We start from the raw sequence: 21,938 nt of genomic DNA on the forward strand, positions 1-21,938 counted from the left end.
AACAGCCTGTGCAATAGGTAGATTTGCTGAATCACTAGTGGTGCTATCGAGGGGGACACATGGAAGAGCTTGTGGAATTACCGAAGTTGGCGGACAGCGGCGGTTTCGTCGTAAATAACGCCAGCTATGTCATAGATCCGGAAGGTGACGACGGCTTGGTCCGAGTGGGTTCAGTCGCGCAGCTTATCAGCGTTCTGACGTGCGTGATGGGGCGCTCTGAGCGGGAGATCTGGTTCCGAGGCCAACGACTCCGGTCGCGACGTCTGGAGCCAACTTATTTCCGAAACACTAAACGGCGAGATGCGGGAAATTTGACAGCCGCGTATGACGCTGACGCAATAAGTCAGCCTCAGCACGATCTGGGGGATCTGCACGCCTTGCTCGCTGTTGTCAGAACCGTTTTTTTGAGGCATGGATTCCAGGACCTCACTGACATGAAAGTCCTGCTGCTCGCGCAGCACTACGGCGTGACGACACCGCTGGTGGATTGGTCTACGAGCCCGCTCGTCGCGGCGTGGTTCGCGCTCGAGAAGTTTCCGAAGCTCGACTCTGAAGATCCACCGACCCTCTGGCTTCTCGACCCGCAGTTCGTGAATACCGGAGTCCCGTACGCGATACCGGCCCGCCTCTCCAATAGTCCAGGTCTCGACATTGTGGATGTCGCCGAGGTGCTCTTGAGGTCTGCGGACACGCTGCGGAACAATGAAACTTCTCAGGACTTCCCACTCGCCCTGTACTCGGGCAGCGACTTCTCCGCTCGGATTGGGCGTCAATCCGGCAAATTCACTTTTTCCGGCCCGAACCTGCTCTTCCGAAATGTTGTCACAGGAAGCGCGACGCTCGGCGAGAACGGCGAGCGACCTTTTGCGCCAATCCTGCTGGATCCTGGACGCGCCGAGGATATGCTTCGAGAGTTGCGCTTGCTGGGGATCAACGAGCTGACAGTCTACGGGCCGCGTGACCTGGATAAGGCAATAGCGGACGAGTTGGCGCGCGAAGGACTTAGTACTGACGGCAGACGCAGCAGTTGGCTACGAGTTCCATCTGCGGACTTGGCTTGACTGACATCGATCGACGCATGGCGGGATAAACCTTAGAACTACCGTCTTCACGCCACTTGGTGTCTAAGGGGTCTACCAGCAGGAGCGGTCTGGAAACCCTCCGTAACTCTGCCAAAGGTGGTGGCTCACGATAACCCGCTGCGAGACTCTCCGGATTGCGGCGTGAAGGGATTGAGTTGAACACATCCACACTTCTCGGCGGCTGTGAAGTCACGGGTCGATTCAATCACCCACTGGGGGAATGTAACCGGATGAGCGACAAATCTGCAGCGTATTACAATCACTTAAAGTCCCGTGAACCCGACCTTGAGGGGTGGAGGATCCGTGCAGGGAGGCACGAGAATCCACAGGAGGGTAGCGAGCTTCATAAGGACGATGCTGTCTTCGAGTCCCATCCCATCAGCGAGGCCGCACGCATCTGCCTCATCTCGGCCGGTGAGCATCTTCGCCTCGCCTGGACAGCCATCAAAGCAAGAGAGGTTTACCCAATAGCGCATTACACCACTCTGCGTGGCGCTTTACTGGCAGGGTCCCAGGCCGTCTACATTTTGGGACCGGACGATGCTGAGATCCGCAGGGGTCGCGGACTGGCTGCGATCGCTGAATCGTATAAGCGTTCAAGGCAGTTCCACGAAGAGACTCTGAAATCTCCAGGCCTCACAGGTGATGAGCAGCGGCGGGTCCGGGCGCAGGTGGAATGGCTGACAGGTCGGATGGAAGAAGCTCGACGGGCTGGTGGGGACAAATCTCTGAATGTTTCAGATGCGGTAATCCCATATGCCGCCGGGGTGACCTACAGGACGAACGCTGACTTGCAGAACGAGGTGAATCTCCTGTGGCGCCAAATGAGTGGAGACGCGCACGCCTTGACTTGGGCTTTGGCTCAGCGAGCTGTATTTCAGTCCCCTGTAAAGGGGCAGCCGCTCAGCACGGGCGTCGCAGGAGGATCCTTGAAAGAAATCGCTCAGCCTTTCGAGGCGTCATTCCAAATCTTGAAGCGAGGATGGGCACTCTACGATCGCCGCTGCGAAACGCCATAACAAAGGAGTTCCGAACGCCGAACCTAACCCGACAACATCTAAGCGACTCCTGTGACCTGCCGGTCTCCGCACGGCCGTTGACGGAGTACCTGCGCGCGGAACGACCTGTCGTCTCGGATCCGGGCCGTAGCCCACCGGTGATTGCCATCGACAAGGACGATCCTGCCATCACGAAGCTGAACCGCAAGGGGACCAAGGGCACCCCACGATGAAGGAGCCTCATCATAAGTTCGTTCTGGCCCTGCTATATAGAACTCCAAAACATCCCGTCGCAGCACCCCCTGAATACTCGCGTTGATATCCGACAACGGAACATCTTCTTGTGCATCAAGCTCAAGTAGTCCGTGATGCCATTCCCGAAGCAAGGCTGTGGCTTCGGTGTCATCGTCAACGGATGCCTGCGGCAGTCCGAATTCCTTGGTGGATATGTAGTGAAAACCTTCATTCTTGTCCCACTGACCCATGAGACTGATATCGCTCATGCGAACCCCTAAATTTGCCAAATACTGTCCTGAAATCTTTTGTGAATCTATACACCATAAACCCACACACCATAATGTCGGTTATGGTGTGGACGAGTGAGTCAGTGACTCGCTAATAACATTGCACCGGACACGAACCCGGAACGAAACGCCCATGCTATTCATGGGCCTATCTTTCGGAGCGGTCAAGGTCTGGCCTAGTACAAATCAGGAGTAACGCCCATTGGGTTTCCCGTTAAGGACCTGATGAATAAATTGACCTCGAGATTGACCCGGAGCTGTGAACTCCTCCCAAACGTCTGGCGTGCACCCGCCGTACCACCACTGAACCCCACCTCTAGGGAATTCCACATAGATCGTCTCGACGTCAGGATCATAGCCCTCCGCCACAATGCGTGCGGATTCCACAGGCTGCCATTCAAACGTCATTGTTTCTCCATCTCATAGATACCCCGCCATCTGGCCAGGGCAGGTGCAGTATCCCGTGTTCCGTGGCCATTCCGCCAAGATTCCAAGGATGGATCCTCGGCCAAAGGTAGTGGGTCGGGGCGATCCAACAAAGCTCGCGTGGGCAGAACTAGTCCTTCTCCACTTATTATCGCTTCACCTGTTCGAAGGGAGGGAAGTGTCTCTGCTAGTCCGGCCACGCTGTCCGGCAAAGCCATGCGAATCTTGCCCTGATCGGCACTGTTACTCAGTCGCAGTGCAATAATCGTCCCGCACTGAGCCAATGCCGTATCGGGGAGGTCTGAGGGCCTCTGAGTGACTAACATCAAACCAATGCCATATTTGCGCCCCTCGCGGGCGATCTTGTTCGCCGCATTCCTAGCAATTGGGGCGGCACCATCACCCAGGTATCGATGAGCCTCCTCGAGCACGATCAAGACTGGACTTGGGCGTCCGATTCCCACAGATCCATTCGGCGTACGTATTGCCACATCAAATAGCAGCTTTAATATGACCCCTATAGCAAGTTCGGCGGCGTCATCGGGCACACCATTGAAATCAAGAACAGACAGGGGCTTAGACCCCCCAATCCAGGAATCGACCGCATCAACCAAAGGATCGGGACCTTCCGGAGTACCTGAGGGCTCCAGAAGGAACGCTAGCCGTGGGTCCAGCAGCCCGAGCCTCAGTAGCTCAGGAGTACTCCCGTGTGTCCCGAACATGGGGTTCTGCATCGGTGGTTTTCCGCCAGGACCGTGGGGAAGGTATGCGTTTGGGGTGAGTGTCTCCGCGCTCCCTTCTTTGTCCAAGCAAACCGTCGACGGGTCTTGCTTGTCTCGACGAGTCTCCCGATTCTCGGAATCAAGCCGGAGCCATGCTTTCCGAATGTCAAAGGGCACTGGGGTGTCAGCAGTCACTGCACTTGGATTAAGGTGAAGCCACGATGCACTAAGCACAAATTCGCGTCTGGCATCTGCGACCAAAGTTGTCCAAGTTTTCTGGGTGGTCGGCCCACCTGAGGAGCCGGCAAAGGCCCGCAGGATATCTGCTGCGGGGAGAGCCCAAAAGGGGACGTGCAGTCGCGTCTCCCCGCTGCCGAGCACTGATCGTATCGAGGCATGTTGTGCCAAAGCGTGTCCGTACTCACCGTGACTGTCAATAACGACAATGTTTGCGGCTGGCCAGTGTCCGTTTGAGAAACCTTGGAGCAAAGATGCGACGGCACTGGTTTTTCCTGACCCAGTCGAACCAACGACGGCCGAGTGGCGCACGACGAGCTTGTTAACATCAAGAGCCACAGGAATGGCCTGAGAAGACGATAGGCGACCAACCCGTATGTGAGTCGTAGAAGGGTTGGGATAGACGGCTTCAAGTTCTTCTGTCCGCGCAAAATGTACTTGATCGTCAAGCCCGGGGTAGGAACCGACGCCGCGGCGAAACTGTCGCGTACCTCGGTCGACTTCACCTAGAAGCTGTACTTGTAACCATCTCTCGCCCACGGGTGACGTTTCCTGAGGACCAAGACCAAGCGTGAGCTCTGAAATACCCACAAGAGTTACGGTGGCAATGAGGTCAACCATTCCTTGTGGGAGGCGGACGAGCGAGCCGATTTGACCTACTTGTTGAAGCTGTCCCTTATAGATTGGGGCAATGCCCGCCAATTCAGGATCCAGAGCTACGGTAATCTGCGAGCCGAGCACATGACGTACGCGTCCAATATAGGTTTCATCTTTAGATCCCATTGAGCCCACCAGCATCCGTGAGCTGCGTACTGGCGGCGGGCGCGGACGAACTCCGAGCGAGGAAGGTCGCCAGCTGAGCAAAATCGCCCAGATGGCATCGGTCGTCGTTCCAGACATCTACCGGCATCATCGCAGTCGATTCTGGACTGCACCACGGCGCTCGGATCCCGCCAATAATGGCCTCTTTCTGAGTTATCACTTGGAGGTTGGGGGTTTTGAGAGCCGTATCAGCAAGGGTAGGAGGTATCTCGGCATAGCAGAAAGCCACAACCTCCGACCGAGGTCGACGAGACACAGCATCGAAGATCAGTTCGTTAAGATGATCGTCGGCCCAAGAGTAGCCTGACACCAGAAACAGTGTCTCCGGCTCGTTTAACGCGCGCCGCATTCGGTCTTGAAGAACCACGAAAGGCATGCGGCGGGATTCCTCGTACTTCGCATCCGAAGGGAAAATGGCAGCCAGTTCGCCAGCAGGAATGGCCGATCCCAACCTGACAACCTGGTCCATCGGACCGTCCGTGTCCCAGGTCCAGTTCACGGATCCGTGAAGCTTCCAAAGACGTGCATAGAAGGACGGAAGCCACACGTCAGTGTCTCCGGAGGTAGCCTCTACCATGTCCGTTCGGAAACGGGCTCTAAAGGAACCAACGAAACCATCGAAGTATGGAACACCCTGCGCCTCAAGAGCTTGCTCAAGCAACGAATCATAATTCACGGTGAAAAGCTCGATCGGCTTCACATAATCCGCTCGCGCAACCCAGGCCGCCAAGTTACGGACGGGATCAAGGTCAACCTTTGTCGTCGACAGCTCAGTAATAATTAGTCGGCAGATAGCCGTATCTAAATCTTTTGCCTGACTCCCGGTCAAACCATCGACGACATCATCGCCTTCAACCACGGCTTGAATCCTCCGGAGGCGGCTGAGCGCCTGTTCGAGATTTCTCACTGAAGTGATTCGGTTGAATGCTGCCAGCTCATCGCCCTTGAGCTGTGCCGTTATTCGCGCCTGCAGTGTGGCTACGTCCGGCAAACCGCATGCTTTCGAGGTTCCAGCGCCTAAAAAGCCGCAAACATGGCGTGATCGAGTTGCGAGTTTAGCGCTCAAACCGCCTGCAAATAGGGCCGGGTCATGGGTAGTCATGATTCTGACAGTAACGAACTTTTACCTGGGGCTCGGTCATTTGTCGGAAGTTGAGCAAGTCCAGAAGTTGGAAGTAGCTTGCCACACGTCAACTCGGTACCGTGCTGGAGAGCCTTGCTGTACTTGGCCATGACGTTGGTGACATAACCCTTGAACTGAGGAGGGCCCACGGTGTTTGAACCGTGCCGCAGGGGTTCCTGACCAACCTTTCGCTGATCGTCGCCCCGGCGCGGCATCGCGCCCCCGGGCTGCCTGCGCCCCCTCAACGGATATGTCATCCAGCCACACGCTGCTTCGCACCGGCGATCCGAGGGCCATCGGGCTGTGGCGTGTTCGCCTTTGTCCTCTGAGCGGTCGACCGGAGCCGGGTGTAATCCAGAAAATAATCGCCCCATGCGGCCAAGGCTTCTTGGGAGACTCGCTGGTGTTGGCGCCGGTGGTGGCTGAGTATTTGGCTTCGAGCCCCGGTCCTGGCGACGGCTGAGCACAGAGCTCCGCGAGAGTTTCGTTACCAGTGCGTTACTGTGGGCGGGATTTGGGGGCAAAGCAAAACCCCTACTTCCTTTTGTTCATAAGGGAAGCAGGGGCCTTACTACTTGCCTGGCGGCCACGGTGGGATTTGAACACATGGTTCGTGTGTAAGCGGCATGACGGCAACTTCGATGGCAAAAGGATTCTGCTACGGTCAGACCAAGCTGCTTGTCGGCGCGACGCAGTCAGTGCCATCTGCGGCCAGATTTTGACTGCTGTCCACATCCCAAATCTCCCCGCTGCTCAAAAGCCGAGACGATGGGATGCGCGATGACGCAGTATAAAGCCCAGCGATAGGTGGATCGATGGCAGGCTTTGTACCGCCAGTCAGGGTTGCGATGCCTGTGCAATCGTCCGTCTGCATTGGGGGCCGACACCGAACGCTGAAGTAGGACTTTTGAGCCTATCTAACTCCCCATCGCAGAGCCGAAGGAATTTAGAAGCCAAGCGTCTGGCTAGCCGTGAGGCCTTAGCCTTTTTTGAGCCACGCTGCCTGGTGCCCAAGCGAGGCAATGCGAAGCCTCTATGTAGTAGGTAGTGGGCCACGGCGAACCGGGCGCAACTTGGGCCGGGTCCGGTGCAATCAACAATATTGACCCGGGCCAGATTGGGTCATGCAACGCTTCCATCCAAGCGCTCTGAACATGTTCGAAACGGTCCCACCTGATTGTGATCCAGGATCCGGTTGGCTGGAGGGAATCGACACTTAGAACGGTGACCTCTGTCGTGGTTCCGTGGGTTCGCTTCATGTCGTCGAAGTGGTTCCACTTCTCACTTGCTGCTGCTTTCCAGGCACGAAGTCGGCGGGCTCGGGCGAACCAGATCATGCCGACAATGCCAGCAAGAAAGACAGACGCCCAAGCCGCCAGGAGCAGGAACAATGTCGGCTGCCAGTTGGCGGCAATTGTTCCGGCAAGGGAGACGACGCAGACGAAGACGACCGCGCTGCTGAGGATAAGCGCAGGTGTCGCATGCTTCGGTTTCAGGACTGGGTTCGTATCCATGGATTGCCTTCTTGCCCAGTTTAGAGTTGCCAACCGACATTGATAAGGCGGTTTTTTGAGCTATCCAGGTATCTGCTCCGCTCTTCCGCCTGTACATGCCGGGGGGACGAATGCCTGGCCCGATCCATGAGACGCTCAATATTTGCCCGCTTCTCCTGTTGTTCCCATTCATGAGAGGCCGGAACTGGTCCTACTGGAAGGGGCGAAGCACCGATGCCCCACCTGTCCCTATATAAGGCGGCGTGGCGGATGACTTCCATCGCATCCTCCGGAAGGACGTTGGGACCCAGGGCCTCCATCAGGGTCCGCTTCCAATCAGTGTCTTGCACGATTGCTGTTCGGCCGACGTGGTCCATCCTGTTCTGGAAGCGGATCTGTACCTGGTGGATCAGGCCAGCCAGGTCGGGTCGGGCAGTAGGGATCGCCTCGGCTATGGAATCCAGTCCGCCATCCGGCATCCCGGAGAGGTACCGCCGGAGCCGGGCATGGACCACGGCCGCTGTATCTTGCGCGCCTGCGCTCGTTTCCAGTGCGCCGAGCACCAGCCGTTGTGCGCTGGGACGGCTGACTTCAGCGGATCGGCGCCATGCCGCGACGGACGCGCCCCACGATGGTGATTGCTGGAGTTCAGCGGCCCTGCCGGGCGCGTGACTATCAAGGAACGTCGACAGGTCCTCAGCGGCAGCGATCTGTGAGAGGTAGTCGTATTCAGCGCTGAGGCGCTCCAGACTGTCCGCCTTGGACTGTTCGGCCTCGCGGACTTCGTGGGCAGTACGTTCGGCACCCTCGGCGGCAAGCACCTCACCCAGGATCTGGCGCCACGAGACTTGAAGGGCTGGGTCCAGTGGCTCATCGTCCATGGGACTGTTTTCGCTAACGTACGCATGGTTTTCCGCGCGACCCCGGGTCATACTCACGTACAGCAGTTCGCGTGTCAGCCGTCCCTGTGTGACCACGGTGTGTCCTGTGTGCACAGTGATGCCCTGCGACCGGTGGGCTGTTGTTGCATATCCCAACTCAACTGAGGCCTCAACGTAGTCGCGATGCAGAGTGACTGTCGCGCCGGTATCTCGGCGAACAGCGGTCAGTGAGCCGTCGCGCCTGCCGGTACAGACGACGTCGAGCATTGTTCCGTTCCGGATGAAGTCACCGCTACTGTCCGCGATGTGGCGGTCATTGCGGCGGGCGATGACCGTATCGCCCGTGCCGGCTCGCGAGCCGTCACTGAGCGGTACCGTGTGTTCGGCGTCCACGGAACCTTGGATGACTCGATCGGCCTGAGCGCGTTGGTTGAGCATGTTGACGGTGTCGTTATCGGCAGCGATGAGAATGGACGACTTGCCGTCGCGGATGTCCGACTGCCAGCTTTGGTATGCGCGACCCACCATGTCGAGGTACGAGCCGTGTTGGATGCGGCGGTACCGCTCGTAGTCACCTATGGCCGCAAAGTCCCCGGCACGGAGCTTCAGTGAAGCCGCCTGCTCCCACACCTGCTCGAACCGCCATATTGTGCTCAGCCGCACCGTCTTGCCCTGCCGGTCCAGCCACCCGAGTACTCCACCGGCGTCAATGGCGTCCAGTTGCCCGGGATCGCCGACCAGGAGCACCTTGGCCCCGGCATCCCGGGCTTGCTGCACCAACGCCGACAACTGAAGGGTGGAAACCATGGACGCCTCGTCGACGACGATCAGCTGGTTGGGATGAAAACGCCACCTGTCCTGGTCAGCAGCGAGGCGGGCGGCCTTCTGTGCAAGCCGGGTGGACTGCGGGCCGGAACCCGTCGTTTGCGAGCGGAGTCGACGCTCGGCGTCGAAGAACTGTGAAGCTCGGGTGCCGGCTCCCTGGCCGACGGACTCGTACAGCCATTTGGCCACGTTCTCCGCGGCCATCGCCAGCTCGCGTCCCAGGACCTCGGCACTGGCCGCTGCAGGGGCCAACCCGACCACACTGCCTGCCCCGAATTCGGTTTCCCAGACAGCCTTGACTGCTCCGAGGGTGGTGGTCTTGCCGGTTCCCGCGGGACCGACGACGGCGTCCAGACGGTTGCCGCTCAACAGAACCTGGGCCGCTGCTGCACGCTGGTCGCTGTGCAGCACGAGCCGATCACGGCGTCTGTAACTGGCGAGTGACTCCATGGCGACGGCCGCGCTCACGGTCGGGCCGCCGTCGTCGTCCCTTGCCTCCATGACGAGGTTCTCGTTGGCGAGCGTCCCGGCGTCCGTGTAGAGACGGGAGCCGTGAAAGTCGAAGATGCTGCGTTTCGCGAAGCGGAGATCGGGCTGCGCGTTGACGGGGACGGTGTAGCGGTACTCGTTGAGGGGGACGGACTGGCTTTCGGCGGCTGTGGCTACAGCGTCGATCATGGTGTTGCGGTCTTCTGGGGTGAGGCAGCGGATGTCGGCGCAGACGCGCTCGGCTTCCGCGAGAAGGTTCCACCGGTTCCAGGTGGCCCGTTTGGCCGCTACGCGCTCGCGTGTCAGTGAGCCGACGGCATCGATCCAGTCGGGAGTGAAGTCACCAGTGCGGAAAGGGGTTGCGCGGGAGCGCCGGATGGTGTTTGCGAGTACGTCTCCGGGCTCAAAGCCTTTGGCGGCCGCGCGCGTGCGCCACTGTGCGGACAGCTGGTGGAGAGGGATGGCTGTTTCCGGTTTCGCGGTGCGGGTGGAAAGGGTTGCCTGTTGGCGGAGCTTGATGGTGGTCGTAGCGGTTGGGGGAGTGCCGTGGCTGGCGGTCCATTCGGCGACGAGACGGTCCGTTTCCAGATCGATGAGGCGGGAGCGGTTGGAGAATTCGCGGATCAGCGCGTCGTCGATGCCGGTGAGCTGCTGAGTGGGATTGTGCGTATTCGCGGCTGGTTCGCGGATGTCCGTGTCCGTGCCGAGGTTCCGGTGGAGGGCATCAAAGAGGAGACCGTTGTAGTGCTCGCTGGCGGCGACCGCGGCCTTGTAGATCGTCCGCGAGTCCGGGGTGACCCATGCACCGTCGGTGATGCGCTGGACACGGTTGGCGATGACCATGTGGGTGTGCAGTTGCGGATCTCCAGCGCGGGACTCCCAATGGTCGAACGCGGCCGCGATGGCGCCACGCGTGCTGAGGTGGGCGACGCCATTCCGCCCGGCCCGCGTATGGATGACATGCTCTTCGAGCCACTCAAGGGTGGCGCTGACTGCTTGGTGGTGGGTATCGAGGATTTGGTCTTGAATGCTCCGTGGGCTGAGGGCCCAGAGGACCGACACCGATTTTGGGACACTGAAGGTGAGATCGAAGCCGACGACGGCGTGGCGGGTGCTTACTTGTCCGTGGCTGTTTTGGACGACCGTGGGCTGGCCGTGCGGACGGCCCAGGGGAGCGCCTGTGTCTGGATGGGTGGCGTGGTCAAAGATTGCTTTGGCGTCAGTTTCTGTGACTTTGTCTTCGCTGGTGCGGTTGATGCATTGTAGGCCTTGGCCGAGCCAGCGGCCCTGGGGAGTTCCTGCTTTCATGTAGTAGGTTGTGGCGTCAGCGGGGGTGACCGTCAGGTCATCCATCATGGTGGTTTTGAACAGGTACTTCAGGCCGGACTGGGCCGAGAGCCTGGCGATGGACATCGTCATTGCTGCGCGGCTTGCTGGCTGCGGCTGGCGGACGACCAGCCGCGACGGCGAAGGAGCTGTTTGGTGCTGTTGTCGAGTTCTACGCCGACTGCTCGGATGAGGGCCAGTAGCTTGCCGGCGAGATGGAGCAGGTCCTGAGCGTCGGTTTGCTGGACTGTGTGGAGGCGTACGACGTCGGCACGGAGGGTTTTGATGGTTGCCCTTTGGTCAGCGTTCTCGGCTTCGAGGCGGTCGATGTCTGTTGCTTGGGAACGGAGCTGACGGAGGACGAAGTCCAGTGCCTGGTTGCCAGCGGGACCGGGGGCTGCCGGGGCAATCGAGGAATCTGGGGCCGCGGCTTGGGGTGGGACCTGGCGGGGAAGGGGTTGGCGTCGCGGTGAGGCGTGGCGCCGCCGTCGACGGTCACGCTGTCGGTTGGCGCAGCGCGTGGAGCAGAACCGTTGCGACGCGCGCGAGGGTATGAAACGTCCTCGACATTCCTCGCAAGTTTTCCCGCTCACGACCGTTCATCAGCGTCGACGTATCTGGCGACATGACTGGTCGTGAGCAGGCGCTCACGGCGACGGCCTTGGATGCCAGAGGTGTGAGGTTCTTGGTGGCTTGGTGCGGTCCGAGGCCTGAGCCGTTGGAACCGGCATGCCTGGAGGAGTCGGCGGGATAGTTGCTCTGGACATGTCCAGAGCAAGGGCGTTCAATGGAACTGAGGCGCCTCTTGATGTTCTTGGAGGAGCGGACCGTGAATCAGATGGCGAGCGTACGACACAAGTCGGCGGCCGCATGATGGGGGTTCCGATGGACGGCACAACATCCGCTAAATATTCGCCGGCGCGATCCGCTGCAGAAGGTTTCCTCGCACTTAGTTTGCCGAGTCGTCTCTCGCTGGAACGCTTGATATCGATTGTTGAGATCCTCCGGCATCGGCGGATTGAGATCGACGTTTCCGAGTCCTTGAGCGGGGGATCGGTCTGCGGGTTGTGGTTGTCCACGGAGAGCACGGAGGTCATTCTGCACGCGCCGACGCCGTCGGCACTCCACCGGCAGCAGTTCATCCTTCACGAACTGGGCCATATGGTGCTCCGACACGATGAGCTAGTGGTGTCTTCAAACTATGCGGAGACGTTGTTTCCGAATCTGTCCGGCGAGAAGGTGTCGCGGATCCTGGGGCGGAGTGACTTCCTGGACCACATCGAGGCCGCTGCCGAAACCTTGGCAGATCTCTTTGCCGCTGCCATCCGGGACAGCAGCCCCGAGCCGCGGTCGTTTGAACGGATCTTCGGATGATTCAGGACATTGCTGCAGCCGTGATCTGGTGTCTGGCGCTATGCCTCCTGCCGGATCTGAAGCGGCGCAAAGACAAGAGCATCCTAGTGGCGGCACTAACGATCGCTACGGCACTCACGCTAAACATTGACCGGATCTACGTCGCGGGAGACCGCGTACTCGGTAGCCGTAATTTCTTGGACCTCATAGCCAATATCTTCATGGTTGTCGGTATCTACTTCCTGTCCCGTGCGATCCTGCGCGCCGCCGATGTCAGTGAAACGGCGGACGCACACAATAGGGTAGGGCTTTCGGCGCTCGGGGTTGTGGTTGGGGCCCTCATTGTTAGCTTCAGCCTGGTTGATGCACCGCGGACTTCCACCTCCTTCATGAGGGATTTTGGAAGCCAGTGGCCAGCGGCCGCATACTCGGGTGTTCAGTTCCTCTACATCGGGGTGGTGGTGGCCACCACCGGCATTACCTGTTTCAGGTTCCGCAGCGTGATGGCGAGGCCGTACTTCCGCGTCGCTTTTGTGTTCATCGGCGTGGGCTGCGCTCTGGCTGTGGTGATGGTCCTCACGGTGCTGGGGATGGATGTCCTCCATCTCATGGGCGACCTTGAGGCCATGACACGTCTCTCCTACGTCTACGACGCCGCGGTGGTGGGCGCCATGGTCTTCCTTTGCGTGGGTCTGGCCTTGCCGCCCGTCGCCCGTCGTCTGGAGCGGAGAGCTGATGCCCGGTCCGCAGCCATCCTTGTCGAACGACTTGCTGGGCTCTGGGAACGAAGCACGTCGAGGCGATCCGAGATCCGCCTGGATTTGGCTCAAACTGCGATCGACCGCCACGATGCCCCGAGGCGCCGACTGCACAGGATGTTGGTGGAGATCCAGGACGCGCTGTTCGTGGACCCCCACCTTGCCCAATCGCTGAGTCAGAATGATCTAGATGTTCTCCGAGAAGCGGAGCAGCATCTCGGTGCGCGGTTGGCAGTGCCCGAACATCGAGGACCGTGGTTGTCGCGGAAAGGGGACTCACATCCGTGACCGATATCGACGCTGGGATTCCCGAACAGCCGCAGGCGAAACTCGCGCGGAAGCTAAATCTGCTTCTGGATCTTTTTGAGGCCCAGGGTTCAGCGCCCCTGACTTATCCGCAGATAAGCAAGCACATGTCTGACCGCGGAACGCCGTTGTCCCGCTCCCGCTGGGCCTACATGCGTGCCGGCGACAGTTCCATGGCGACTGACCCGGAGCTCTTGAAGAACCTCGCCGAATTCTTCGGCGTTGATCCCAAGTACTTATTGGACGACGACGGCGACGTGCCCGACTTGGTGGATGCGCAGCTTCAGCTACTGCGGACACTTCGGGAAAACCGCGTGAGAAACTTTGCTGCAAGGCAACTGCAGGGGATTTCTCCGGAGACGCTCGTGCGCCTGCGTAAAGCAATCGACGAACGCCTTAAAACTCCCGAGGACGACGCCGGTGCGTAGTGCCGCTGCAGCTGTCGCCACAGGCTGTGGCATTGTGGGCGCTGCGTCCCTTCTCGCCGCGGCCTACTTTGCCCGGCAAGTGGTGGTGCCCAAAACGCAGCGGAAGGAGGACCTGCAAATCCGTCGTGTGTTCCGCGATGCTGACGAAACGTTGATGGTGGAGTTACCGGCGTCGGTGCGTACCGCGGCACCAGGCCGTTACAGCATCTGGTTTGCCAACGGCAGAGGGCATGCCTGCATTGGAGAGATCGTGTCCTCTGACTATGCGGCCGGGACGGTAACCCGCCGCGTTGAACGGGTTGACTCCGGCGATCTTATGACTGCCAAGGCCGGCATTTGGAGCGGATACGTCTATTCGACGCCGGAGGCCTTGGGGCTGCCATACTCTAACGTCCAGATCCCAGTCGAGAACGGAGTGGCGCCCGCCTGGAAGTTCACACCGACGCAGCCATCCGGAGGCTCTTCCCCGTGGGCCATCCACATCCATGGCTTGGGTGGTTCGAAAGCCGGCGCCCTCCGCGGTGTGCCCGTTGCGGACGGACTGGGATACACATCCTTGGTTGTGTCACTCCGCAACGACCGCGATTCTCCTGCATCGTCGGATGGCAGGTATCACCTGGGGCAGACCGAATGGCACGACGTTGAAGCGGCGGTTTCGTATGCCGTTGGGCAAGGGGCACGCCATATAGTGCTTTTCGGATGGTCTCTCGGTGCCTCAATCGCCCTTCAGCTGGCGGCATCTTCGGAGTTTCGGGACCGCATCTCTCGGCTCGTGCTGAATGCCCCCGTTATCGACTGGAGCAGCACGCTGGTGGCCAATGCGCGGTCCAGCAAGCTTCCTGGTTGGGTTGCCCGGCTTGGGCTGCAGATGCTTTGTTCCTCCGGAACGCGCTGGATCACAGGCTTGGATGCGCCCTTGAATTTTCCGGCCCTGGACTTCTTAGCCCGGGCGAACGAACTCAGTGTCCCCCTGCTTGTCATCCACAATGAAGGGGACCGTTCGACACCGTTTGCCATTTCCCGCGAGTTCGTCACCCGGCGCCCCGACCTGGCAACGCTGCTCACTTTCCCTTCCGCGGAGCACACGCAGGAGTGGAATTCCGACCCGGACGGATGGGATGCGGCGGTGGAGAACTGGCTCCGGAACGCCCCGCCGTCGTCGTCCGTATCCCTATAACTGCGGGGCTTAAGACGCTTCGAGTCCCCGATCCCGGTAGGCAGTGCCCTTGTCCATGCTCCAGCCGGCGACCATTCCGGTTCCGATCATTTGGTCGCTGAGCCTAGCCAAACGATAGTTTGGGTCGGCGTCGAGGGCGAGTTCCAGGAACTGGTGGGCCTTGCTGCCTCGGCCTTCCCACCAGTTGATGAAGGCGATGGCGGTCAGGGACGGAGCAGAGTGAACTGTGGCACTGTGCGTGTACGCGTGGACCAGTAATTGCTCAGCCCACTCGACCCGGGACCACTGCGGCTTGCCGTGTGTTTGGGCAAGGAGGATCCGGTCCATGGGTTCGTCGATTCAGGGGATATCGGCCATGAGTTGGTCGCGGATGGCGGGGAACTGGAGGTTCGCGATCAGTCCGATGGTCTGCTCGTCATCCGGGTATGTCTTCGCTTCGAGCATTTTTGTCCACAGCGTCCTGGCCTGCTCCATCGCGTCCCAAAGGCTCAGGCCTTGGATTGCGGCGACACGGTGTTCGACGGCATCCAGGGCCTGGGATTCTTTGGTCGATGCCGGCAGCGTGATGCGGTTGGTGGTTTCGATGGTGCTGCCGCGGTAGACGAATTCGGCGTTGATCTCGCTGGATTGGGTGGCACTCAAGGGGAGCCGGACGCCATTCTCAGGATCGCCGTCGTACTGTGACACCGTCTGGTCTCCGACGAGGAGTCCTTCCCTAATGGTGAGTCCTCGCTCGGCGAGGGCGCCGGTGAGCGCGGCGATGGTAGCCGCGTGTGGCTTGTGATCGCCGTTCCTGGGTTCGGAGGTGTAGACGGCGAAGAGCACACCTTCGGCGCTGGTGTCGTGGCTGAGGTATCCGGCGACCATCTTTGCGTAGCTGATTTCGGTGCCTGGCTTGGGCAGATCGACGCGGAGGGTTGCCCCTACGTGGTTGTTGGCGAGGGTGATGCAGACCAGGCTTTCTTTGGGCCAGAAGCCCAGGGTGTGGCCGATGAAACTGAGGACGTCGGCAGGGGTTTTGATGGTGAGCGGTTCCATGATCCTTCTCCTTCAGCGACTGGCCGGCACAGGACGCGTCAGTCAGATGTGTGCGTCGTTCTGATAGAGGAGTCACCGCTGGGTACGAGGGGCCGGAGTGCAACTTGGGGAACCGGGAGCGGGCCAAAATTTCGCGAGGAAATAAGCGACGGAGGAGCGCCGAACGAAAATTTGACCCGCGCCGGCGCATCGCTCCTTGGTTGCGCGGAGGACCCGCCCAGCGATGATGGGGATCAGAATGACAAACAGCGAAGTTGCTTCTGGCCATTCATGGAGGATTTTGGCCGGCGCGGCATGACGGCATGCAGAGTTTCGCATCGCGCGAAGGATGAGGCTTCTACCGTGTGCCAGCGTGCCTTTCGAGGGCGTATTCGGCGCGTTCGACGACGGCCCGGTCTTGGGCGCTGAGGTGTCCGTTGGTGTCGGGGCTGGCCACCTCGCAGTCGCGAATTTCGGCAATACGTCGGTGGAGTTGGGTTTCAGGGTGCCGGGACACGGCGACGAGCTTGTTGGGGCTTGGCGAGGATCAGCTGGTCCTGGCCGGTTGCCACTCGAGTCCAGATAGGCGCAATTTGCAGGAGCAGGAAGCGTGCGCGGATTCCGAAAGCGCCGTGATTCAGGTGAAAGGCCAGACTGGGGAGCAGCAGGCCAGCACTGACCGTAAGAACGGCGAACGTTTCCCCGATCCAGTAGAACGTTGTCAGGGCGACGGCCGACAGGCTGTTTGTGCCTTCGACGCTGATCACGTACCCGTGGAGGAGCCGGTCGAGAAGAACCAGGGCGAACAGAATGCAGCCCGCGCGATCAATGTGAAAGCTGCCCGGAAGGCAGTCGCGTGCATGTTCCGAACGTTGGTGTGGGAATTCGAGCGATATCGCCACAGATCCACATGATGAATGCCGATCCCGCCCACAGGAATAGTGCCACGCCGGGCTGGTCACCGTAGGTCAGCGGCACGTTTGGGTCGGGGACATCCACCCGACTCGTCAGAAACGCTAGCGTCACTGCTCCGCAGGCGATGCCGCAGCCCACCGACCAAAAGTGAGCTGCCGCCGTCGTACGTTAACGTCCGTGACGGCGGCCAAGAGGATTGCTGTTCGAGATTGCCAAAACCCGAGGAGAAGGGACATAAAGGTGGCCAGTCCGACACGGTTTTGGCCGAGCAGCGGATCGAAGCGGCAGTAGATGGAAGGGATCTAAAGCATGCAGGCCATAGCAGCCAGGGCGGTTGCCCGAAAAACGCTGCCGCGGCGGGGATCGAGGGCGCCAGACAGCCATAGGACCGTCAGGATCCAGAGCACAGCTGCGGGCACGAACTCCTCAGTCAAACACCTCGGGGATCGATGCAGCCGCGCTGGACGCGATCGAGATGGCTGTCCACCTTGAAGTGGACATCCACTGTCACGGTTCCTTGCCCAACGCCGTCAAAGAGGCTTCGGCGAAGTATTTCACGGTCAATGACCGCATCTCGTCCCTGGACCGGTTGCCGAGATGTGCGGGGAGCTGAACCTGGCTGCCGTAGTGTTCACCATGGACCCCCGCATCCAGCTCAGGCACGAACCAAACAATATTCTTGAACTGACGGCCCGGGGCCCCGCGGAACAGCGATGTGCCGATCCCGTTCGGCACCGTGGACCCGCGCACGGGCCGAGACGCGATCAACGACCTGAAGCACCAAGCCGCCGAAGCCGGCTATCACCCGCCTGGTTCAGCCGACGGGCGGTCCACGATGGAGTCACTCGACGCGCAGCGTCCGCCGCACAAAGCGCCATCGGTGGCCGTCCCAAGCGACGACGTCCGAATACATGCCAGTGGTCATCACTGATGGGGAACCTGACTCGCGGTCGCGAGCAGATACCAGCAGCGCGCATTCACCGACAACGCGGTCCCCCTCGCTGCTAAGCCGGATATCTGAGTTCCAATGCCGCAGACCGGTCACTGGTTGTGCAGCGGCGCCCGCGGCCCGCTGTCGAACGAAGGAAGCTAGCTCCTCACGCCCCTTGTAAGTTCTTGCCGGGTGTTCGAACACACCGTCTTCGCACCAGACCATCGCCCACGACTCTGCGTCCCCCCGGTCGATGAAATCGTTGTATCCCTCGTAGAGTCGCCGGATCGCCAGCTCATCTGTCGAATCAAGCGACGCCGCCACTTCGCTCCGCTGGGTCATCGTGACGGATTCCCGACGGGGAGAGCAGACTGCACCTCGGCGATGGTAAGTACTTTTGCCTGCTTCGGGAAGATCTTTTCCATGAGGAAGGAATGTATCGTCTCATCCGGATCCGCGCATGCATCTGACAGGACAATCACGCGATAGTCCAAATCGTGTGCCTCACGCACAGTCGTCAGGACAACTCCGCTCGTATGAACGCCCGCCAGGATCAAGGTCGTGATTCCAGCATTCGTCAACTGCTCGTGCAGATCGGTCGTCGAGAATGCACTGACACGGGTTTTCCGCACGACGATGTCGCCGTCTTGGACGTTCAGTGCTTCGTGCAGAGCAGTGGTCGGAGAGTCGGCATCCATGCCGGGACGTCCAGCTTTCACTCGATCTCCCATAATATGGCCGTCGGGGAACCCCACATAGTCTTCGTCGGTGAATCCCACGCGAACGAAGCCCACGGCACCTCCTCCTGCGCGGACCGCAGCAGCCACGTCGGCGGTAGAGGAAACTAGCGGCCTAGCTTCGGCTAGGAAGCCCAAAGTTGACGCTTGGTAGTCCATCAACAGAAGGGCAGTGTTCTTCGGATCCAGCTTGGGTGTCATGATGTGTGCTCCTTTGAGATATTTTGCGCTCGGCATAATGCCGATCGCTGCGGCAGGCTGCCGAACACGGTCAGTGTCCGGTAACTGACAGTAAGAGGTTGGTGGGGTCTGCCGGCAACGCGTCACCGCGCCATGCGACATGTCCGTCGGGGCGGATTAACGTCAAACGTGTTTGATAGAAAGACCCAAGTGATGCCGGAAGCACCTCCCTGCGTAGGGGTATTCCACGGGACGCGGCCACATCGAGCAATGCTTGCAACTGAGGGTCTCTCGCTTCTGCGTCCAGATCGACGAGGACAAATCCGTCGCCGAAGAGGTCCAAGGTTGATCGTCCGTCCTCCAGCCAGGCATGTGGTGCTCGATGTCCGGCACGGTTGGTGGGCTCGTAGACGCGGTAGTCGTCGGCAGGCTTCGGAGAGCCGTCAGCGATGCAGATCGGTGAATCCTCGTACCGGTAACCCAAGATGACTCCCTTGGACTCCCACTCGGCGCGCGTGCCCGCCATGAGTTCCTCTCCTACCGAGCTCCGCAGACGAGCCCCCGCCTCATCCTGATCCAAGAGTCCGGTCAGATCAGCGTCGCTGAACCAGCCCTTGAAGTTCCGGGTTGCGGCGGAGCTGTTCCGGACTGCGATGGGACGGCGCTCGCTCTCATATGAATCAAGGAGTTTGTCGCCTCCCCATCCTCGGAGCACAGCGTCAAGCTTCCATCCCAGATCCACGGCCTCACCGATGCCGGTGTTGGAGCCAAAACCACCAGTGGGAGACATCGTGTGGGCCGAGTCGCCGACCAGGAACACCGATCCCTTCCGAAACTCGTTGGCCACTAGTTGCGACCTGCGCCATGGGGCAACGGACAGGATATCGATTTTGATCTGATCACCCAGAACCTCGCGCATGGTCGCCTCGACGTCGTCCTCCTTGAGATCGGGACGGCTGTCGCCGACCATATAGGTGTAGCGCCAGAGGTCGCCTCCATTGACGACCGTCAAATTGCCCACCGGTCCATCCGGCGAGATGAAGATGAATCGCGCGGCCGGGTCCTGCTTGCTGGCCTCGAGCAGGTTCGGGGAGCGGAAGAACACGCCGACGGAGTAATTGAGCAGGGGAATGCCGCCCATCTCGACGCCGAGGGCGCTGCGAACCCGGCTGCCGGCACCGTCACAGGCGACGACGTACCTGGCATGGATGAGAAATTCCTCGCCCGTTTGGGTGTCGGTGCAGCGGACGACGGCGCCGCCGTCGGAGTTCTCAACCACCTCGTCAGCCCGGGTGTGGTAGCGAACCTCCACCGACGGCTGTTTCGCCACAGCTTTCGCCATGATGGGGTCAAACCACAGTTGGGGACACCGTTGACGGCGTTCGGGGCTCTCCGGCGGGACCGGCATCTCACCCAGGGACGGGTAGTGCTCCCGGATCAGGTCATATCCCTCAAGCCCTGTGCTGAAGACGATGTCCAGCGGATAGTTATCAGGAAAGCCGCAGTTGCGCACATCGTCGACGATGCCCCATCTTCGGCAGAACTCCATCGTGCGGATCGAAAGCCCGCCAGCCCGAGGGTGGTCAACAGCGCCATCCCCAGCCTCCAGAACTATCACCTCTTGGCCGCGGAGTCCGAGCTCTAGCGCCATGGCTAGCCCTACCGGTCCTGCACCGATCACTAGTACGGATGTCTTCTGCATCAACGCCTCTTTCATAAAACTGTCAACAGCTGACTGTTTACGCCTACAATAGAGGGCGAGCCGCTTCATGGCAACAATTTACTAACCCATTGACAGATACCTGCCGACTGTCTACAGTTGGCAAATAGTGAAGGGTAACGATGCGCTCAAACCGCCGCACATCCCGCCCTGAAACAGAGAGGAAATACCTTGCCCAGACTTAGAGAAGTTTCCAGGGGTGAGCTCACCTCAGAACGAGTCCTTGAGACCTTCCAGAAGCACTTCGGTGATCGAGACCCTGTAAGGGAGCCTGGCACCCTTTCTGGTACGCCGGGAAACTGGTGGACTGTTTTCGCCCTTGACGAGGACCTGTTTACGGTGATGCTCGACCGTCAGGCCTGGCAGTTCAGTGCCGAGCGTCAGCTGGCCCCGACCCTCCGCGAGCTTGCACTCGCCCGGGCCGGATGGGTTGCCGGGTCCTCGTTTGTCTTCACGCAGCATTGCAAGCTCCTGCGTCGACTTGGGTTCCCCGAAGATCAGGTCAACTTGATTCCGTCGTGGGCCGCCGAGTCCACGTGGTCGCCGACTGAGCGAACGGTGCTCGCTTACACCGACAGCCTCGCTGCTGGTGGGCGGGTGCCTGACGGGCTCTTCGAGCAAGTCAAAGCAGTTTTCTCGGACGTAGAAATCCTGGAGCTGACCTTCATGGTCACCACGTACATACAGTCCGCGACGATATGTCGTGCCCTGCGCCTGGAATTCGACGATCGTCCGGACCCGGTCGTCGATGCGAAGCCGTCCCCCAACTGACACCACACTAATCACACCCTGTGTAGATCGGAGAGTTCCATGACAACCAAAACTGGATTCGAGTTCAAAGGACTGGATCACGTAGCACTGATCGTCAGCGACATGGAGGAGACCGTGGATTTCTATCACGGGAAGCTCGGCATGCCCATCCTTCACACGCTGGAGTACTTCGACGAGGACGAACAGTTGGTCGGCCAGCACTGGTTCTTTGGGGTCGGAGATCCCAGTAACCCTGATGCCCACATCGCCATGTTCTGGTGGAAGGACGGCTATCAGACGCTTCCTGAGGAAGTCGTGACTCCGACCGCTAAGCCCGCAAACCACCGTGCCGCTCCCGTGGGCAGCATTTTGCACTTCAACCTGCGTGTGGATGCCGACCGGATCGAGGAATACTGCAACCGTCTGGCTGAAATGGAAATCCCGTTCCGTCATGCAATTCGCTACTTCAATCCGGATCGTCCGCACGCCATGCGGGCCGTGGAATCGTATGACAAGTACATTCCGGAAGAAGAGGGCGCCCTGATGACTTCGGTGTACGTGACCGACCCGAGCGGCAACCAGGTCGAGTTCAATGCCTGGCTTCCCGGCTGGGAATCCTGGCCGAACGATGCTGTTGCGCAGGCCGATGACAAAAAGGTGCTGTCGCGTTCCTGAGGGATTCCGTCGCGACGTTGAGTCCGGCAGCACCCTGCGGAGC

At 59.9% G+C, this 21,938-nt stretch carries 18 protein-coding genes and 2 pseudogenes; 9 read left to right on the forward strand and 11 right to left on the reverse strand.

Features of this window, described 5'->3' with window-relative positions; genetic code table 11:
• Positions 1-59 precede the first annotated feature (59 nt).
• Positions 60-1,061: an FRG domain-containing protein gene (locus IAQ70_RS13795; RefSeq protein ID WP_190989890.1), complete on the forward strand. Its 1,002-nt coding sequence runs from the start codon at positions 60-62 to the stop codon at positions 1,059-1,061.
• Between the two features lie 251 nt (positions 1,062-1,312).
• Entirely contained in the window at positions 1,313-2,101 is a 789-nt protein-coding gene (locus IAQ70_RS13800; RefSeq protein WP_190989891.1) for a hypothetical protein, read from the forward strand.
• Between the two features lie 38 nt (positions 2,102-2,139).
• On the opposite strand, the gene IAQ70_RS13805 is transcribed toward IAQ70_RS13800, so the two are convergent.
• The 6 genes from IAQ70_RS13805 to mobF form a co-directional block, all read right to left on the reverse strand.
• The gene (locus tag IAQ70_RS13805) at positions 2,140-2,583 is read right to left on the reverse strand and encodes a hypothetical protein (RefSeq protein WP_190989892.1); all 444 of its coding nucleotides are present in this window, start codon (positions 2,581-2,583) and stop codon (positions 2,140-2,142) included.
• Positions 2,584-2,790: 207 nt separating this feature from the next.
• Positions 2,791-3,012 (reverse strand): KTSC domain-containing protein, encoded by a 222-nt coding sequence (locus tag IAQ70_RS23345; RefSeq protein WP_190989893.1) that lies wholly within the window; start codon positions 3,010-3,012, stop codon positions 2,791-2,793.
• Entirely contained in the window at positions 3,009-4,787 is a 1,779-nt protein-coding gene (locus IAQ70_RS23350) for an ATP-binding protein (RefSeq protein ID WP_407682594.1), read from the reverse strand. The genes IAQ70_RS23345 and IAQ70_RS23350 overlap by 4 nt, the downstream gene beginning before the upstream one ends.
• Positions 4,762-5,913 (reverse strand): SIR2 family protein, encoded by a 1,152-nt coding sequence (locus tag IAQ70_RS13820; RefSeq protein ID WP_190989895.1) that lies wholly within the window; start codon positions 5,911-5,913, stop codon positions 4,762-4,764. The genes IAQ70_RS23350 and IAQ70_RS13820 overlap by 26 nt, the downstream gene beginning before the upstream one ends.
• Positions 5,914-6,899: 986 nt before the next feature.
• Complete coding sequence (locus IAQ70_RS13825) at positions 6,900-7,448, reverse strand: hypothetical protein (RefSeq protein ID WP_190989896.1); 549 nt, start codon at positions 7,446-7,448, stop codon at positions 6,900-6,902.
• A gap of 20 nt (positions 7,449-7,468) precedes the next feature.
• Positions 7,469-11,041, reverse strand: a complete 3,573-nt coding sequence (gene mobF, locus IAQ70_RS13830) for a MobF family relaxase (RefSeq protein ID WP_190989897.1) — start codon at positions 11,039-11,041, stop codon at positions 7,469-7,471.
• A gap of 792 nt (positions 11,042-11,833) precedes the next feature.
• Here mobF and IAQ70_RS13835 point away from each other — a divergent pair.
• The 4 genes from IAQ70_RS13835 to IAQ70_RS13850 are packed head-to-tail and all read left to right on the forward strand — an operon-like array spanning position 11,834 to position 14,970.
• A complete protein-coding gene (locus tag IAQ70_RS13835) occupies positions 11,834-12,322 on the forward strand; it encodes a hypothetical protein (protein ID WP_190989898.1) in 489 nt (162 codons plus the stop codon).
• Positions 12,319-13,347, forward strand: a complete 1,029-nt coding sequence (locus IAQ70_RS13840) for a hypothetical protein (protein WP_190989899.1) — start codon at positions 12,319-12,321, stop codon at positions 13,345-13,347. The genes IAQ70_RS13835 and IAQ70_RS13840 overlap by 4 nt, the downstream gene beginning before the upstream one ends.
• Positions 13,344-13,793, forward strand: a complete 450-nt coding sequence (locus IAQ70_RS13845; RefSeq protein WP_317983662.1) for a hypothetical protein — start codon at positions 13,344-13,346, stop codon at positions 13,791-13,793. Before IAQ70_RS13840 ends, IAQ70_RS13845 begins: the two co-directional genes overlap by 4 nt.
• Positions 13,786-14,970, forward strand: a complete 1,185-nt coding sequence (locus IAQ70_RS13850; RefSeq protein WP_190989900.1) for an alpha/beta hydrolase family protein — start codon at positions 13,786-13,788, stop codon at positions 14,968-14,970. Before IAQ70_RS13845 ends, IAQ70_RS13850 begins: the two co-directional genes overlap by 8 nt.
• Before the next feature lie 9 nt (positions 14,971-14,979).
• Here the strand turns inward: IAQ70_RS13850 and IAQ70_RS13855 are convergent.
• Both IAQ70_RS13855 and IAQ70_RS13860 read right to left on the reverse strand, forming a co-directional pair.
• Positions 14,980-16,008: pseudogene (locus IAQ70_RS13855) on the reverse strand (DUF4192 domain-containing protein).
• A 479-nt stretch (positions 16,009-16,487) separates the two neighbouring features.
• Positions 16,488-16,889 (reverse strand): hypothetical protein, encoded by a 402-nt coding sequence (locus IAQ70_RS13860; protein WP_190989901.1) that lies wholly within the window; start codon positions 16,887-16,889, stop codon positions 16,488-16,490.
• A gap of 488 nt (positions 16,890-17,377) precedes the next feature.
• On the opposite strand from IAQ70_RS13860, the pseudogene IAQ70_RS22775 reads away from it, so the two are divergent.
• Positions 17,378-17,710: pseudogene (locus IAQ70_RS22775) on the forward strand (4-hydroxyphenyl-beta-ketoacyl-CoA hydrolase); the annotation flags it as partial.
• A 33-nt stretch (positions 17,711-17,743) separates the two neighbouring features.
• Here IAQ70_RS22775 and IAQ70_RS13870 read toward each other — a convergent pair.
• The 3 genes from IAQ70_RS13870 to IAQ70_RS13880 form a co-directional block, all read right to left on the reverse strand.
• Positions 17,744-18,175, reverse strand: a complete 432-nt coding sequence (locus tag IAQ70_RS13870) for a nuclear transport factor 2 family protein (protein WP_190989903.1) — start codon at positions 18,173-18,175, stop codon at positions 17,744-17,746.
• Positions 18,172-18,771: a cysteine hydrolase family protein gene (locus tag IAQ70_RS13875; RefSeq protein WP_190989904.1), complete on the reverse strand. Its 600-nt coding sequence runs from the start codon at positions 18,769-18,771 to the stop codon at positions 18,172-18,174. Before IAQ70_RS13875 ends, IAQ70_RS13870 begins: the two co-directional genes overlap by 4 nt.
• Positions 18,772-18,841: 70 nt before the next feature.
• Positions 18,842-20,521, reverse strand: coding sequence for an FAD-dependent monooxygenase (locus IAQ70_RS13880; protein ID WP_223860059.1), 1,680 nt, complete (start codon positions 20,519-20,521; stop codon positions 18,842-18,844).
• 291 nt (positions 20,522-20,812) lie between these two features.
• Here IAQ70_RS13880 and IAQ70_RS13885 point away from each other — a divergent pair, with 291 nt between their 5' ends.
• Together IAQ70_RS13885 and IAQ70_RS13890 are read left to right on the forward strand one after the other, a co-directional pair.
• Positions 20,813-21,241: a carboxymuconolactone decarboxylase family protein gene (locus IAQ70_RS13885; protein ID WP_223860085.1), complete on the forward strand. Its 429-nt coding sequence runs from the start codon at positions 20,813-20,815 to the stop codon at positions 21,239-21,241.
• Between the two features lie 39 nt (positions 21,242-21,280).
• Positions 21,281-21,895, forward strand: coding sequence for a VOC family protein (locus IAQ70_RS13890; protein ID WP_190989906.1), 615 nt, complete (start codon positions 21,281-21,283; stop codon positions 21,893-21,895).
• The last annotated feature ends 43 nt before the right edge of the window (positions 21,896-21,938 follow it).

It is taken from the genome of Pseudarthrobacter sulfonivorans (assembly GCF_014712225.1).
In the GTDB taxonomy this organism is placed as follows: Bacteria; Actinomycetota; Actinomycetes; order Actinomycetales; family Micrococcaceae; genus Arthrobacter; species Arthrobacter sulfonivorans.

Coding starts and splice junctions, on each gene's coding strand:
- IAQ70_RS13795 (WP_190989890.1), top strand. CDS start 60: ATGGAAGAGCTTGTGGAATTACCGAAGTTGGCGGACAGCGGCGGTTTC.
- IAQ70_RS13800 (WP_190989891.1), top strand. CDS start 1,313: ATGAGCGACAAATCTGCAGCGTATTACAATCACTTAAAGTCCCGTGAA.
- IAQ70_RS13805 (WP_190989892.1), bottom strand. CDS start 2,583: ATGAGCGATATCAGTCTCATGGGTCAGTGGGACAAGAATGAAGGTTTT.
- IAQ70_RS23345 (WP_190989893.1), bottom strand. CDS start 3,012: ATGACGTTTGAATGGCAGCCTGTGGAATCCGCACGCATTGTGGCGGAG.
- IAQ70_RS23350 (WP_407682594.1), bottom strand. CDS start 4,787: ATGCTGGTGGGCTCAATGGGATCTAAAGATGAAACCTATATTGGACGC.
- IAQ70_RS13820 (WP_190989895.1), bottom strand. CDS start 5,913: ATGACTACCCATGACCCGGCCCTATTTGCAGGCGGTTTGAGCGCTAAA.
- IAQ70_RS13825 (WP_190989896.1), bottom strand. CDS start 7,448: ATGGATACGAACCCAGTCCTGAAACCGAAGCATGCGACACCTGCGCTT.
- mobF (WP_190989897.1), bottom strand. CDS start 11,041: ATGACGATGTCCATCGCCAGGCTCTCGGCCCAGTCCGGCCTGAAGTAC.
- IAQ70_RS13835 (WP_190989898.1), top strand. CDS start 11,834: ATGGACGGCACAACATCCGCTAAATATTCGCCGGCGCGATCCGCTGCA.
- IAQ70_RS13840 (WP_190989899.1), top strand. CDS start 12,319: ATGATTCAGGACATTGCTGCAGCCGTGATCTGGTGTCTGGCGCTATGC.
- IAQ70_RS13870 (WP_190989903.1), bottom strand. CDS start 18,175: ATGACCCAGCGGAGCGAAGTGGCGGCGTCGCTTGATTCGACAGATGAG.
- IAQ70_RS13875 (WP_190989904.1), bottom strand. CDS start 18,771: ATGACACCCAAGCTGGATCCGAAGAACACTGCCCTTCTGTTGATGGAC.
- IAQ70_RS13880 (WP_223860059.1), bottom strand. CDS start 20,521: ATGAAGCGGCTCGCCCTCTATTGTAGGCGTAAACAGTCAGCTGTTGAC.
- IAQ70_RS13885 (WP_223860085.1), top strand. CDS start 20,813: ATGCTCGACCGTCAGGCCTGGCAGTTCAGTGCCGAGCGTCAGCTGGCC.
- IAQ70_RS13890 (WP_190989906.1), top strand. CDS start 21,281: ATGACAACCAAAACTGGATTCGAGTTCAAAGGACTGGATCACGTAGCA.